Below are 13039 nucleotides of genomic sequence, written 5' to 3'. Positions count from 1 at the left end.
TGGGGTGAGCGTAGCTTTCAAGATGATAGTAACTAAGTTTCCGTATTGCAACTGAAATACTTTTTCGATTGTTGTGTTGAATCAACGTGAGGAGATGGTCATGAAACATACCAACTTTAATAATTTGCCTTGCCCGATCGCACGCAGCCTGGGCAAGGTGGGCGAATGGTGGAGCATCCTCATCCTGCGCGAAGCGTTTTACGGCAAGACGCGTTTCGACGAATTTGAAAAAAGCCTCAAGATTGCGCCCACCATCCTGACGCGCCGCCTGGCCGACCTGGTGGAAGGGGGCTTGATGACGCGTCGCCTGTATTGCGCCAAGCCGCCCCGCTACGACTATGTGCTGACCAAGTCCGGGCGCGCCTTCAAGCCTGTCTTGCTGGCGTTTATTGCCTGGGGTAATGAAAACTTCGCGCCCGAAGGCGCCAGCCTCGTCATCGCCAGCCGCGACACGGGCCTGGCCGCCGACCCGGTGCTGGTCGACGCCACGACGGGCTTGCCCATCAACGACGAGTATTACGCGTTCGCGCCAGGGCCTGCCGCCAGCGACAGCATGCGCAGCATCATCCTCGATGCGGAAAAAAGCAGCGGCATCGCGCCCAAGCCGAAGGCGCCGGCCGCCAACCGCGGCTGGGTGGCGGAAGGCCACCTGGCCTGAATGCGCGCTGGCAGGCGAGCAGCAAGTTTGGCGTACAGCAAAGCGGACACGGCGGCATGGTGTTACTGTCGCACTATGCAACTCAAGTGCGGCGTATGCCCGGCTCGGCTGTACAGGCAGGGCAGGGCGCCATCCGTGATCCGATGTCCGTTGAGGGAGTATTGCGATGAGCACACTGCAACAACACGTACACCGCGCCGCCAGCGTGCTGGCGCTGGCCGCCTTGCTGGGCGCCTGTTCCCACGGTCCGCATCACCCAGGCGGCCATGACGTCACCTTGACGGGCGCGCAGGAAGTGCCGGCCAATACCAGCACGGCCAGCGGCAGCAGCAATATCCGCGTCGCCCAAGACCGCGGCGTCAGCGGCGGCGTGCGCTACACGGGCATGGTGGCCACCGTCGCGCACATCCATGAAGCGCCCGCCGGCGCCAACGGCCCCGTCATCGTGCCGCTGGTGAAAACCGCCGAAGGCATGTTTGCCGTGCCGGCCGGCACCATGCTCACGCCGCCCCAGTATGCGAGCTACCAGGCCGGCAACCTGTACGTGAACGTGCACAGCGCCGCCTATCCGGCCGGCGAGATCCGCGCCCAGCTCAAACCCTAGCCGGCCGCCTGCGTTTTTCCGAAAACCTCCTTGGGCCGCGCGAGCGGCCTTTTTTTGCGCCAGGCGGCCGGCCAGTGCAGCGCGCTACAATGGCGCTCCATGCTGACCATCCTCGCCATCACCTTTCCCTTCTTCGCCCTGGTGTTGTGCGGCTACCTGGCCGTGCGGCGCAAGCTGCTGCCGCTGGCCGCCATCGGCGGCTTGAACAGTTTTGTCCTGTACTTCGCGCTGCCCTGCATGCTGTACCGCTTTGGCGCCGCCACGCCCATCGCGCAGCTGCTCGATGCCAGCGTGTTCGGCGTCTACCTGCTGTGCGCCCTGATCATGGTGGGCGTCACCACGGCCACGACCCTGAGCCACCGCATCGACTGGAACAACGCCGCCTTCGGTGCGCTGGTGGCGGCTTTCCCGAATACGGGTTTCATGGGCGTGCCCCTGCTATTGACCTTGCTCGGTCCCCGCTCCTCGGGCCCCGTCATCGTCACCATCGTCGTCGACATGCTCATTACCAGCTCGCTGTGCATCGCCCTGTCGCGCATCGGCAGCGGCGGCGCGCATGGCAGCCGCGCGGCCGTCATGAATGCCTTGAAGGGCATGGTGGGCAATCCGATGCCGTGGGCCATCGTGCTGGGCGCCCTGACGTCGTGGCTGGAACTGGCCTTGCCCAAGCCTTTGATGCAGACGGTGGGCCTGCTGGCCGACGCCGCCTCGCCCGTCGCCCTGTTTACCATCGGCGCCGTGCTGGCCCGTTCGCAAATGAGCACGGCCGACCCGGCGCCGATGAAAGAGTACGTGCCCGTGGCGCTGAAAAAACTGCTGCTGCATCCGCTGCTGGTGTGGGGCATCGGCCACGCGGCCATCGCGCTGGGCGCGCCGCTCGATCCGTTTGCGCTGACCTGCATGGTGCTGGTGGCTTGCCTGCCCAGCGCCAGCAACGTCTCGCTGCTGTCGGAACGTTTCGGCGCGAATACTGCGCGCATCGCCCGCATCATCCTCGTGTCGACGGCGCTGTCGTTTTTGACGTTTTCGGCGGCTGTCAGCTGGCTGGCGTGAGGGTGGACGCGTTGTCCCGGGCCGCGCCTCGCGCCTTGCGCATCATCGTGAGCACTGCGCAGCGCACATCGCCCGCATCATTCTGGTGTCGACGGCGCTGTCGTTTTTGACGTTTTCGGCGGCCGTCAGCTGGCTGACTTGACGTTGGCGGCGATCAGCGCGCCCAGGGCCTGCGCCGCGCCGGCTTGCGTGTCCAGCGCCAGGCCATGCGCCATGCTGGCCTGGTCCTGCATGCTGCGGTTCTGCCCCAGCTTCCATTTGCCCGTGATGCGCGTGAGGGGAATCTCGATGCCGACGATGGCTTTCAAGAGTTTCTCGATGTAGCCGGCCGGCGCATCGCCCACTTTCCAAGGCGCGGCTTGATCTGCCTCATGGCGCGCCGTCAGGCGCTCCACCAATGCCAGCAGCCACGCCGCGTCGTCGATGGCGCGCAAGGGGCCGTGCGCGTGCACGACCGCGTAATTGAAAGTGGGGACCTCCTTGCCGCTGCGCTGCTTTTCCGCATACCAGGCGGGCGTGATGTAGGCGTGCGGCCCCTGGAAGATCACCATGCAGTCATCGCTCCCGCCGGCCGCGCGCCACAGCGGGTTGGCGCGCGCCACGTGGGCGCGCAGGATGCCGAATGGTGCATCAAGCGTGGGCGCGGCGATCTCGAACGGCAGGTGGTCGGCGCACAGGCCATCGGCGCCATGGCGCACCAGCGCGCCCAGCGGATGCGCCTGGACCAGGCCATGCAGCACATCGAGGCGCTCTTCGCGGAAGGTGGCGGGCGTGTACATCTAGTGCGCTCCTTCCACGACCACGTCGGCCGTCAGTGAATTGGCGATGTAGCAGCGCTCGTGCGCGTCGTGGTGCAGCGCGGCCAGCGCCTCGGGCGAGGGCGGCGTTCCCGCGAAGACGATGCGCGGACGCAGCACGATGCGCGTCATGGCCAGGCGCCCGGCGGCATTCTTGCCCAGTTCGCCGACGGCGTCGTCGCGGTAGTCGTCGATGACGTAGCCGCGTTGCGCCGCCAGCGACAGGAAGAACAGCATGTGGCAACTCGACGTGGCGGCCACCAGCGCTTCTTCCGGATCGACGTTGGCCGCCACCGACATGGGTAGCGGCACGGACAGGGGAGAGGATGAGGCGGGTACCGTCAGGCCGCCGTCGAACTGCCATTCATGGCCGCGGCTGTAGCGCTGGCCGGCGAAATCCTGGCCGTCGCGCTGCCAGGCCACGGTGGCGAAAAACTGATGCATGGGTGCTCCGCAAGAGTAGAAGGGGGATGCACCATCTTAGCGCCAGTCTTGGCTATTTAAAACAGCCAATAAGTGCTATCTTGAAGCTACCAATTCAAGAATGCCACCATGCCAGTTTCCCACCTGCACCAGGTCATCGCCGCCTTGCCGCTGCAGCGCGGCGCCAGCGAGCCGCTGTTTCGCCAGCTGTATGCGGCCATCAAGGCCGCCATCCTCGATGGCCGCATGAGTCCCGGCATGCAGCTGCCGCCCACGCGCGACTTTTGCCGCCTGCTGGCCGTGTCGCGCCAGACGGTGCTCAATGCGTATGCGCAGCTGGCGGCCGAAGGCTATCTCGATGGCGCCGTGGGGCGCGGCACGTTTGTCAGCCGCGACGTTCCGCTGCCCGTCCCTGCCGCGGCGCAGGGCTTGCTGCGGCCGCTGTCGGCGCGCGGGCAGGGCGTGGTGGTGGCCATGCGCCAGGTGGCTTTCCACCGGGGGCCGCTGCGCGCCTTTCGCGTCGGCATGCCGCGCATCGACCATTTTCCGTTCGACGTGTGGAACCGGCTGGAAGCGCGGCGCTGGCGCCGGCCCGACCACCATTTCGGCTACAGCGACCCGGCCGGCTACCTGCCGCTGCGCGAACTGCTGTGCGTGTACCTGAAGGCGTCGCGCGGCGTCCAGTGCACGCCGCAGCAGATCGTCATCACCTCCGGCTCGCAGCAGGCGCTGTTCCTGCTGTCGACCATCCTGCTGGCGCCCGGTGACGCGGCCTGGATGGAGTCGCCCGGCTACCGGGGCGCCAGCGGCCCGCTGCGCGCGGCCGGCGCGCGCGTCTTTCCCGTGCCCGTCGATGCGCAGGGGCTGGACGTGGCGTATGGCGTGGCGCATTGCCCGCAGGCGAAGCTGGCATACGTGACGCCATCGCACCAGATGCCGCTGGGCGTGAGCATGAGCTTGCCCCGCCGCCTGGCCTTGCTGGCCTGGGCCGCGCAAAACAAAGCCTGGCTGGTGGAAGACGATTACGACAGCGAATACCGCTACACGGGCGCGCCGCTGGCCTCGCTGCAAAGCCTGGACCGGGCCGGTTGCGTGGTGTACGTGGGCACCTTGTCGAAAGTGCTGTTTCCGGGCCTGCGCCTGGGCTACATGGTGGCGCCGCCCGCACTGGCCGAATCGCTGGTGCAGGCCAAGGCCGTGATGGACCGCCACACGGCCATCGTGCCGCAGATGGCGCTGGCCGACTTCATCGCCGAGGGCCACTTTGGCCGGCATATCCGCCGCACGCGCGACAGCAATGCCGAGCGACGCGACCTGCTGGTGCGTGGCCTGGCGCGCGAACTCGACGACCAGCTCGCCTGTGGCCCGACCGACAGCGGCCTGGAACTGTGCGCGTATTTCCGCGGCAGCCATGACGAGGAAGCGGTGTCGCACGCGGGCCTGGCGCGCGGCATCGAATTGCGCCCGCTGGGCCACTATGCCGACCCTGACGCCGGCGCCGCCTGCGCCACGCCGCCCGGGCTGCTGCTGGGCTTTGCGGCGATTCCCCCGGCCGAGATGGCGCACGGCTTGCAGGAACTGGGGCGCCTCCTGCGCGGCCGATAAACTATACTGAGACTTGCCTGCACATGAAGAACACGACCATGAATATTACCCGCTGCGCCTGGGCCAATCCGGCCAATCCCCGTTATCTCGATTACCACGATACGGAGTGGGGCGTGCCCTGCCACGACGAGCGCCGGCTGTTCGAGATGCTGAACCTGGAAGGCGCGCAGGCTGGCCTGAGCTGGGAAACCATCCTCAACAAGCGCGACACCTACCGCGCCGCCTTCGATAACTGGGATGCGGAAAAGATCGCCGCGTATGGCCCGGACAAGGTGGCGCAGCTGCTGCTCGACCCGGGCATCGTGCGCAATCGCCTGAAGGTGGCGGCGGCCATCACGAATGCGCAAGCCTATTTGCGCCTGCGCGCGGAAGGGCAGACCCTGGACAGCTTCCTGTGGGCGTATGTCGATGGCCAGCCCATCGTCAACAGCTGGCAGACCGGCGAGCGTCCCGCCAGGACGGCCTTGTCCGACAAACTGTCGAAAGATTTGCTCAAGCGGGGCTTCAAGTTCGTCGGCTCGACCATCATCTACGCCTACATGCAGGGCATCGGCATGGTCGACGACCATGCGCCCGCCTGCTTTTGCCGCGCGGGGCATTGATGCGCCGCGCGCTGGTCCTGCTCGACACGGATTTTGACGGCGCCCGCTTGCGTGCCGCCTGCGCGGCGCATGGCGGCCGCCGCGTGCATTACATCGCGCTGGCGCCGCGTCCCGTCGACGCCAACCACTTGCCCGAGCAGTGGCGCGCGCAGTGGCCGCCCTGCGTGCCGGGCCTGCACCGCATGGTCTCGCACGATGGCCTCGTCACGCTCGATGTGCTGATCGGCGAGCCCGATGCCTGCCTGGCGCAATTGTCGGCGCGTGTCGACGAAGTGCATCTGGCCTGGGTGCCGGCAGCCACGCCCGTGCTGGCGCGCCTGATGGTCGATGGCGCCCGCCTGCAGGCCGTGCACCTGGACGAGGCGCAGCGCATGGCGCTGCAAAAGAACGGTTTTGTCTTCGACGAGAGCCGTTTGCGCGCCATGTTTTATGCGCGGCGCGCAGAGCACGTGGCTGCCGTGGCGCCCGAGCGGCGCGCCATCGTCATCGGCGCGGGCGTGGCCGGTGCGGCCGCCTGCGAACGCCTGGCCGCGCGCGGCTGGAAGGTGACCTTGATCGAACGCCATGCACAGCCGGCCAGCGAGGCGTCGGGCAACCTGGCCGGCATCTTCATGCCGCAGCTGTCGAAGGACGACAATATCGCCACGCGCCTGGTGCGCGCCGCCTACCTGTACTCGCTGCGCTACTGGCAGGACCTGGGCGGTATCGGCAGCGCCTTTGATGGCGCGCAATGCGGCGTGCTGCAGCTGGCGCGCGATGACGCGCATGCGCAGGTGCAGCGGCAGATCGCCGCCAGCGGCCTGTATCCGCGCGAATTCGCCCGCTGGCTGGAAGCGCCCGAGGCGGCGGCCATGCTGGGCGCGCCGGCGCCCGATGGCGCCTGGTGGTTCGAACAGGGCGGCTGGGCGCGCCCGTCCTCCGTCTGCGCCGCCATGCTCGATGCCTGCGGCGCCTTGCTCACGCGGCGCTTTTCCAGCAGCGCCCTGCGCCTCGAACGCGGCGATCAGGAATGGCTGGTGCGCGATGCGCAAGGTACCCTGATCGCGGCCGCGCCCACCGTCATCCTGGCGGCGGGCACGGGGGCCGTGGATGTCGAGCAGGCGGCCGGCCTGCCGCTGGACGCCGTGCGCGGGCAGGTCACGCACCTGGCCGAAGGCAGCTTGCCTTCGTTGCCGTTCGTCGTCTGCCGCGAAGCCTACATGACGCCGGCGCACCAGGGTGTCGTCTGCGTGGGCGCCAGCTACGATGCGGACGCGGACACCACGTTGCGCCCATCGAGCCAGGAAGAAAATATCGCGAAGATCGCCGACATCCTTGGCGTAGCCCCGTTCGAGGCGCCGCTGGCCGGGCGCACGGGCTTTCGCTGCGTGGCGCCGGACCGTTTGCCGCTGGCGGGCGCCTTGCCCGACCCCGGCGTGCCAGGCCGCTGCGAGCGCCTGCGCGACGTGCCCCGCTGGCCCGGCCTGTTCGGCTTGCTCGGCTATGCCTCGCGCGGCCTGATCTGGGCGCCGCTGGCGGCCGAGCTGCTGGCTTGCCAGCTGGAGGGCGAACCGCTGCCGCTGGAGCGCCAACTGGCGGAGGCGCTCGATCCTGCCCGCTTCCTGCTGCGCGAGCGCCGCCGGAACGCCTGAAAAAGCCCATGGCGTTGTTGTCCTGCCTCGCCGTACGTTCGTACTGTCTTCGGCACTCCGCCTGGCCCTGGGCATTTCCAGACGCTCCCCCTTCGATTTCTCCATATACGTTTTTCAGCTTTCCAAACTCTTTTTAATTTGTTTTCCGAACAACATAAGTTCGCTACAGTGGGCTCGTGCTGGTTTTTGACGACGGAATAAAGAGGTGGAAAGATGGCTGCTGCAGAACTGATTTTCGATCCCCGCGCCGCGCACGGCGAGGCGGCGTTTGACGAAGTGCTCAATCTCGCGCGTACCCAGGCGCAGGCGCAAGGCTTGCCGTATGCGGGCATCGTCAGTGCGCAGGATGCATGGCAGCTGGTGCAGGCCGGCAAAGCCGTGCTGGTCGACGTGCGCACGAATGAAGAACGCACCTTCGTCGGCTACGTGCCCGCCTCGCTGCACGTGGCGTGGGCGACCGGCACGTCCATGAACCGCAATCCCCGCTTTACGCGCGAACTGGAAGCGAAAGTGGGCGGCAAGGACGCCGTCGTGGTGCTGCTGTGCCGCAGCGGCAAGCGTTCGGCCGCAGCTGCCGAAGCGGCGGCCAAGGCGGGCTTCACGCACGTCTTCAATATCGCGCAAGGCTTCGAGGGCGACCTCGACGAGCAGCAGCAGCGCGGCCACAGCGGTGGCTGGCGCTGGCATGCGCTGCCCTGGCTGCAAGATTAAATCTCCCTTCAGGATCACCATGAACCAGCGAGCCATTCCCCCTGTCTCCCTTGCCGCGCAGCCGCAATGGGAATTGCGCCAGATCGTCGATGAATTGCGCGCCGTGCGCGAGCAGTGGCGCGAAGGATTGGCCAGCAATCAGGAGTGCGGCGCGCGCGAATTCCCGTCGCGCCAGCATTTGCACGACATCATCAAAGCCCTGTGCGCGGCCCTGTTCCCCATGCGCCTGGGTCCCCTCGACCTGCAGCAGGAGAGCGAGGATTTCTTTGTCGGCCACACGCTCGACACGACCCTGACGGGCTTGCACGAACAGGTGCGGCGCGAACTCAGTTACCACGCGCGCCAGCACGGCTTGCAGCAGACGGTGTCCATCGAACAGCAGGCGCTGGCCATCGTGCAGCGCTTCGCCCGCGCGCTGCCGCGCATCCGTGCCCAGCTCGACACGGACGTGGCGGCCGCCTTCCATGGCGACCCGGCCGCCCACAGCGTCGACGAAGTGCTGCTGTGCTATCCCGGCATCCTGGCCATCATCCATTACCGCCTGGCGCACACCTTGTATGCACTGGGCGCGCCGCTGGTGGCGCGCATCATCGCCGAAGTGGCCCATTCGCAGACGGGCATCGACATCCATCCGGGCGCCATCATCGGCAGCGGCTTTTTCATCGACCATGGCACGGGTGTGGTGATCGGCGAGACGGCCATCATCGGCGAACGGGTACGCATCTATCAAGCCGTCACCCTGGGCGCCAAGCGCTTTCCCGCCGGCGCCGACGGCGTGCTGAAAAAGGGACTGGCGCGCCACCCCATCGTGCAGGACGACGTGGTCATCTACGCGGGGGCGACGATCCTGGGACGGGTGACCATCGGCCAGGGCTCCGTCATCGGCGGCAATGTCTGGCTGACCCGCAGCGTGGCGCCCGGCAGCCATGTCACGCAAGCGCATAACCAGCAGGAGGCGCCGGAGTTGCCGGAGTTGCCGGCGCCATCCCACCCCGCTTTTGCCCACCACCCATGAGGACAGCATGTTGATCAAACAGTTTGGACTGGCCGTGCGCCAGTTGCGCGAAGGGCATGGCTGGTCGCAGGAGCGCCTGGCCGAAGCGGCCGACTTGAACCGCTCGTTCATCGGCGAAATCGAACGGGGCGCCGCCACGCCGTCGCTGCTGACGGTGGAAAAGCTGGCCGGCGCGCTGGGCATCGGCCTGGCGGGACTGATGGCGCGTTGCGAGCCGGAATTGGTGGATTAAAGCGGGTGGATTAAAACGTCGCGTTGATGGCGATAGCATGTTGAGAGATCAGGGGAGACGCTTGATACTTTATTTGTTTTTCAGATAAGCATATTCACTTTTCTCATCAGGAGTAGTCATGGCAGAAGCAACAGAGAACCAGTTCGCGCTGGGCGATAACGCCGCGCGCCAGCTGGCCAATGCAAGCAAGAGCGTCCCCCAGCTGTCCACGATCACGCCGCGCTGGCTCGTGCACCTGCTGCAATGGCTGCCCGTGGAAGCGGGTATCTACCGCCTGAACCGCGTGAAAAATCCGAAGGACGTGCGCGTGGCCTGCTCGCAGCGCGACGAGTCGGAACTGCCGCAAACCTTCGTCGACTACGACGACCAGCCGCGCGAATACTTCCTCAATGCCGTCAGCACGGTGCTCGACGTGCACACGCGCGTGTCGGACCTGTACAGCAGTCCGCACGACCAGATCAAGGAGCAGCTGCGCCTGACCATCGAAACGATCAAGGAGCGCCAGGAAAGCGAATTGATCAACAATCCCGACTACGGCCTGCTGGCCAGCGTGCACGACGACCAGCGCATCTTTACGCTGACGGGCGCGCCCACGCCGGACGACCTCGACGAACTGCTGACGAAAGTGTGGAAGGAACCGGGCTTCTTCCTCGCGCACCCGCTGGCGATTGCCGCCTTCGGCCGCGAATGCACGCGCCGCGGCGTGCCGCCGCCGACCGTCAGCCTGTTCGGTTCCCAGTTCCTCACGTGGCGCGGCGTGCCGCTGGTGCCGTCCGACAAACTGCCGATAGAAGACGGCAAGACGAAGATCATCCTGCTGCGCGCGGGCGAACAGCGCCAGGGCGTGATCGGCCTGTTCCAGCCTGGCCTGGCGGGCGAGCAAAGCCCGGGTCTGTCCGTGCGTTTCATGGGCATCAACCGCCACGCGATTTCGTCCTATCTGATTTCGCTGTATTGCTCGCTGGCCGTGCTGACCGATGATGCGCTGGCCGTACTGGAAGACGTGGAGATCGGTAAATACCATGACTACCCAGACACCTACAAGTGATGGCGCGGCGGGCTTGCCTGCCGTCCCGTTTTTACCCGACGAAGCGACCTTGAACCGCCTGGCGGGAGAATTCTTTGCCCGCCTGCCGGGCTTGGATAAATCTCCCAGCCTCGGCGGTTCCGGCAGCGTGCTCGATGCGGCGCCCCGCTATGCGAACCGTCCGCCGCCGCAACCCGGTCCTGTGTTCGCCGCCATCGCTCCCGGCGTGGCGACGGCGCAGGTGCCGCCCGTGACGGCGCCCTTGGAAGCGCCTATTGCGCCGGCTCCCGCATCCGTACCGACGCCGCGCTTGTCGGCGATCAATGCGCCGGCTGCGCCGTCGCCGTATTATTTTATCGGTGGCGCGCATGGTTATCCCGCGTCGGGCAATGGCCTTGATGGCCTGGCGCGGCAGGGGCAAGGGCAGACGGTGCCCGACGATGTGCAGGGCCTGTTTGCCACGCCGCAGCAGGCGCCCGCGCGCCAGCTGCCCGTCTCGCCAGCCAGTGGCCAGCCCGCGTTCTATTTCCAGACCGAGCTGCCCTCGGTGACGACGCCTGGCCAGCACCAGACGCCGGCGCCGTTCGACGTGCACGCCGTGCGACGCGATTTCCCCGTGCTGGCCGAGCGGGTCAACGGCAAGCCGCTGGCCTGGTTCGACAATGCGGCCACCACGCACAAGCCGCAGTCGGTGATCGACCGGGTGTCGTATTTCTATGCGCACGAGAATTCGAACATCCACCGCGCGGCCCACGCGCTGGCGGCGCGCGCCAGCGATGCGTATGAAGCGGCACGCGCCAAGGTGGCCAGTTTTCTGGGCGCCGCCTCGGCCAATGAAATCATCTTCGTGCGGGGCGCCACGGAAGGCATTAATTTGATCGCCAATACCTTTGGCCGCAAGTACATCGGCAGAGGCGACGAGATCATCGTCTCGCAGCTCGAGCACCACGCCAATATCGTGCCGTGGCAGCAGCTGGTGGCGGAAAAGGGCGCGACATTGCGCGTGATTCCCGTCGACGACAGCGGACAGATCATCCTCGATGAATTCCGCAAGCTGCTCAACGGGCGCACCAAGCTGGTGTCCGTGACGCAGGTGTCGAACGCGCTGGGGACGGTCACGCCCGTGGCGCAGATCATCGCGCTCGCGCATGCGGCCGGCGTGCGCGTGCTGGTCGATGGCGCGCAAGCCGTGTCGCACCTGCGCGTGGACGTGCAGGCGTTGGGCGCCGATTTCTATGTGTTTTCGGGGCATAAAGTGTTCGGTCCGACGGGCATCGGCGCCGTGTATGGCAAGGCGGATTTGCTGGAGCAATTGCCGCCGTGGCAGGGCGGCGGCAACATGATTGCCGACGTCACGTTCGAGCGCACCGTCTACCAGGGCGTGCCGAACCGTTTCGAGGCGGGCACGGGCAATATCGCCGATGCCGTGGGCCTGGGCGCGGCCATCGACTACGTGCAGCGCATCGGCCTGGAAAACATCGCCGCCTACGAGCACGCGCTGCTGGAATACGCGACGCACCACTTGCAGGCGATTCCCGGCGTGCGCCTGATCGGCACGGCGCTGGACAAGGCCAGCGTGGCCTCGTTCGTGCTGGCCGGTTACGAGCCGGCGGAAGTGGGGCGCGCCCTCAATGACGAGGGTATCGCCGTGCGCTCGGGCCACCACTGCGCCCAGCCGATTCTGCGCCGCTTCGGCGTGGAAGCGACCGTGCGCCCTTCGTTCGCCTTCTACAACACGTACGAGGAAATCGACCGTATGATCGTCGTGGTCAGACGCCTGGCGGGCGCGCGCCGCTGATCTTGCCGCCTTGTCAAGCCGATGCCGCCCCTGCGCCAGCGGGGGCGGCATTGTTGCGTCATGTCACGGACTTTGCGCCTGGCTGGCAGGCGCCCGCAGGCTGGCGGTATAATTTATCCTTGGCAATATTCAAGCCGCGGCCCCCAAGGAGATATCCGGTGGAAGATCAACACAGCTCGCCCGAGCTTTTCCTGTTCCTGGCGTCGACCGTGCACGACATGAAAAACTCGATCAGCGTTGTCAGCGGCACCTTGGAGTCGCTGCTGGCGGCCGAGCAGGCCAAGCCCGCGCCCCAGGCCGACCCCGCCTACCTGCAGATGGCGCAGATGCTGTACCAGACCAAGCGCCTCAACGATAACCTGATCCAGCTGCTGGCCCTGTACAAGGAAGTGGGCAAGCCCGGCTACCCCTTCGACGTGCAGCCGCAACTGGTGAGCCAGGTCATCGACCAGGTGGTGGACCAGGAAAAGATCCTGCTGGCCTCGAAAGGCATCCTGCTGGAGACGGCTTGTCCGCCGGAGCTGATCTGGACCCTCGATGAAGACCTGGTCATCGGCGTGCTCGCGCATGCCATCAACAACGCCATCCGCTACACGAAAGACACGATCCGCCTGTCCGTGCGGGAGCACGACGACATGCTGGAGCTGCGCGTGGAAGACAATGGCGACGGCTATACCCAGGCCTTGCTGGACGCGGGCAGCAAGGCCATGGATGGCATGGCGGCCGGCGTGAATTTTTCCACCAACAGCACGGGACTGGGCCTGTATTTTTCCAGCGAAGTGGCAAAGATGCACAAGCACCGGGGCAGCAGCGGCAGCATTGCCCTGGAAAATGGCGGCGCGTTGGGCGGCGGCTGTTTCATCCTGCGCCTGCCCTGAACGAG

14 protein-coding genes are annotated in these 13039 nt (G+C 66.3%); 12 read left to right on the top strand and 2 right to left on the bottom strand.

Features of this window, described 5'->3' with window-relative positions; genetic code table 11:
• Positions 1-100: 100 nt before the first annotated feature.
• The 3 genes from NCG91_RS08005 to NCG91_RS07995 all read left to right on the top strand — a co-directional run bounded on the left by NCG91_RS08005 (position 101) and on the right by NCG91_RS07995 (position 2315).
• Positions 101-658, top strand: coding sequence for a winged helix-turn-helix transcriptional regulator (locus tag NCG91_RS08005; RefSeq protein ID WP_034753667.1), 558 nt, complete (start codon positions 101-103; stop codon positions 656-658).
• A gap of 166 nt (positions 659-824) precedes the next feature.
• Positions 825-1262 carry a CHRD domain-containing protein gene (locus NCG91_RS08000; RefSeq protein WP_251349320.1) on the top strand — a complete coding sequence of 146 codons (438 nt, stop codon included), beginning with the start codon at positions 825-827 and terminating at the stop codon, positions 1260-1262.
• 99 nt (positions 1263-1361) lie between these two features.
• Complete coding sequence (locus NCG91_RS07995; protein ID WP_251349319.1) at positions 1362-2315, top strand: AEC family transporter; 954 nt, start codon at positions 1362-1364, stop codon at positions 2313-2315.
• A gap of 125 nt (positions 2316-2440) precedes the next feature.
• On the opposite strand, the gene NCG91_RS07990 is transcribed toward NCG91_RS07995, so the two are convergent.
• Positions 2441-3094 carry an FMN-binding negative transcriptional regulator gene (locus tag NCG91_RS07990; RefSeq protein WP_251349318.1) on the bottom strand — a complete coding sequence of 218 codons (654 nt, stop codon included), beginning with the start codon at positions 3092-3094 and terminating at the stop codon, positions 2441-2443.
• Positions 3095-3556 carry an OsmC family protein gene (locus NCG91_RS07985; protein ID WP_251349317.1) on the bottom strand — a complete coding sequence of 154 codons (462 nt, stop codon included), beginning with the start codon at positions 3554-3556 and terminating at the stop codon, positions 3095-3097. It abuts the gene before it with no gap.
• 108 nt (positions 3557-3664) lie between these two features.
• On the opposite strand from NCG91_RS07985, the gene pdxR reads away from it, so the two are divergent.
• From pdxR to NCG91_RS07940, 9 genes are all read left to right on the top strand, one after another.
• Positions 3665-5140, top strand: a complete 1476-nt coding sequence (pdxR, locus tag NCG91_RS07980; protein WP_251349316.1) for a MocR-like pyridoxine biosynthesis transcription factor PdxR — start codon at positions 3665-3667, stop codon at positions 5138-5140.
• A gap of 38 nt (positions 5141-5178) precedes the next feature.
• Complete coding sequence (locus NCG91_RS07975) at positions 5179-5742, top strand: DNA-3-methyladenine glycosylase I (RefSeq protein WP_251349315.1); 564 nt, start codon at positions 5179-5181, stop codon at positions 5740-5742.
• Complete coding sequence (gene mnmC1, locus NCG91_RS07970; RefSeq protein WP_251349314.1) at positions 5742-7373, top strand: FAD-dependent 5-carboxymethylaminomethyl-2-thiouridine(34) oxidoreductase MnmC1; 1632 nt, start codon at positions 5742-5744, stop codon at positions 7371-7373. Before NCG91_RS07975 ends, mnmC1 begins: the two co-directional genes overlap by 1 nt.
• 213 nt (positions 7374-7586) lie before the next feature.
• On the top strand, positions 7587-8084 hold the full coding sequence (locus NCG91_RS07965; protein WP_251349313.1) for a rhodanese-like domain-containing protein: 498 nt from the start codon (positions 7587-7589) through the stop codon (positions 8082-8084).
• Positions 8085-8103: 19 nt separating this feature from the next.
• The gene (gene epsC, locus NCG91_RS07960) at positions 8104-9099 is read left to right on the top strand and encodes a serine O-acetyltransferase EpsC (RefSeq protein WP_251349312.1); all 996 of its coding nucleotides are present in this window, start codon (positions 8104-8106) and stop codon (positions 9097-9099) included.
• A 7-nt stretch (positions 9100-9106) separates the two neighbouring features.
• Complete coding sequence (locus NCG91_RS07955) at positions 9107-9331, top strand: helix-turn-helix domain-containing protein (RefSeq protein ID WP_034784364.1); 225 nt, start codon at positions 9107-9109, stop codon at positions 9329-9331.
• Positions 9332-9449: 118 nt separating this feature from the next.
• Positions 9450-10379: a family 2A encapsulin nanocompartment shell protein gene (locus NCG91_RS07950; protein WP_034784363.1), complete on the top strand. Its 930-nt coding sequence runs from the start codon at positions 9450-9452 to the stop codon at positions 10377-10379.
• Positions 10354-12156, top strand: a complete 1803-nt coding sequence (locus NCG91_RS07945; protein WP_251349311.1) for a family 2A encapsulin nanocompartment cargo protein cysteine desulfurase — start codon at positions 10354-10356, stop codon at positions 12154-12156. Before NCG91_RS07950 ends, NCG91_RS07945 begins: the two co-directional genes overlap by 26 nt.
• A 158-nt stretch (positions 12157-12314) precedes the next feature.
• Positions 12315-13034: a sensor histidine kinase gene (locus NCG91_RS07940; RefSeq protein ID WP_251349310.1), complete on the top strand. Its 720-nt coding sequence runs from the start codon at positions 12315-12317 to the stop codon at positions 13032-13034.
• Positions 13035-13039: the final 5 nt, after the last annotated feature.

Source organism: Janthinobacterium kumbetense (assembly GCF_023703445.1).
GTDB classification, from domain to species: Bacteria; Pseudomonadota; Gammaproteobacteria; order Burkholderiales; family Burkholderiaceae_D; genus Janthinobacterium; species Janthinobacterium kumbetense.
This window is presented reverse-complemented; position numbering and strand designations above follow the sequence as displayed.

Bases quoted from the DNA above. Each gene is read 5' to 3' on its own strand.
- NCG91_RS07950 (WP_034784363.1), top strand. From the start codon at position 9,450: ATGGCAGAAGCAACAGAGAACCAGTTCGCGCTGGGCGATAACGCCGCG.
- NCG91_RS08005 (WP_034753667.1), top strand. From the start codon at position 101: ATGAAACATACCAACTTTAATAATTTGCCTTGCCCGATCGCACGCAGC.
- NCG91_RS07965 (WP_251349313.1), top strand. From the start codon at position 7,587: ATGGCTGCTGCAGAACTGATTTTCGATCCCCGCGCCGCGCACGGCGAG.
- NCG91_RS07955 (WP_034784364.1), top strand. From the start codon at position 9,107: ATGTTGATCAAACAGTTTGGACTGGCCGTGCGCCAGTTGCGCGAAGGG.
- NCG91_RS07975 (WP_251349315.1), top strand. From the start codon at position 5,179: ATGAATATTACCCGCTGCGCCTGGGCCAATCCGGCCAATCCCCGTTAT.
- NCG91_RS07985 (WP_251349317.1), bottom strand. From the start codon at position 3,556: ATGCATCAGTTTTTCGCCACCGTGGCCTGGCAGCGCGACGGCCAGGAT.
- NCG91_RS07995 (WP_251349319.1), top strand. From the start codon at position 1,362: ATGCTGACCATCCTCGCCATCACCTTTCCCTTCTTCGCCCTGGTGTTG.
- mnmC1 (WP_251349314.1), top strand. From the start codon at position 5,742: ATGCGCCGCGCGCTGGTCCTGCTCGACACGGATTTTGACGGCGCCCGC.
- NCG91_RS08000 (WP_251349320.1), top strand. From the start codon at position 825: ATGAGCACACTGCAACAACACGTACACCGCGCCGCCAGCGTGCTGGCG.
- NCG91_RS07990 (WP_251349318.1), bottom strand. From the start codon at position 3,094: ATGTACACGCCCGCCACCTTCCGCGAAGAGCGCCTCGATGTGCTGCAT.
- NCG91_RS07945 (WP_251349311.1), top strand. From the start codon at position 10,354: ATGACTACCCAGACACCTACAAGTGATGGCGCGGCGGGCTTGCCTGCC.
- pdxR (WP_251349316.1), top strand. From the start codon at position 3,665: ATGCCAGTTTCCCACCTGCACCAGGTCATCGCCGCCTTGCCGCTGCAG.
- epsC (WP_251349312.1), top strand. From the start codon at position 8,104: ATGAACCAGCGAGCCATTCCCCCTGTCTCCCTTGCCGCGCAGCCGCAA.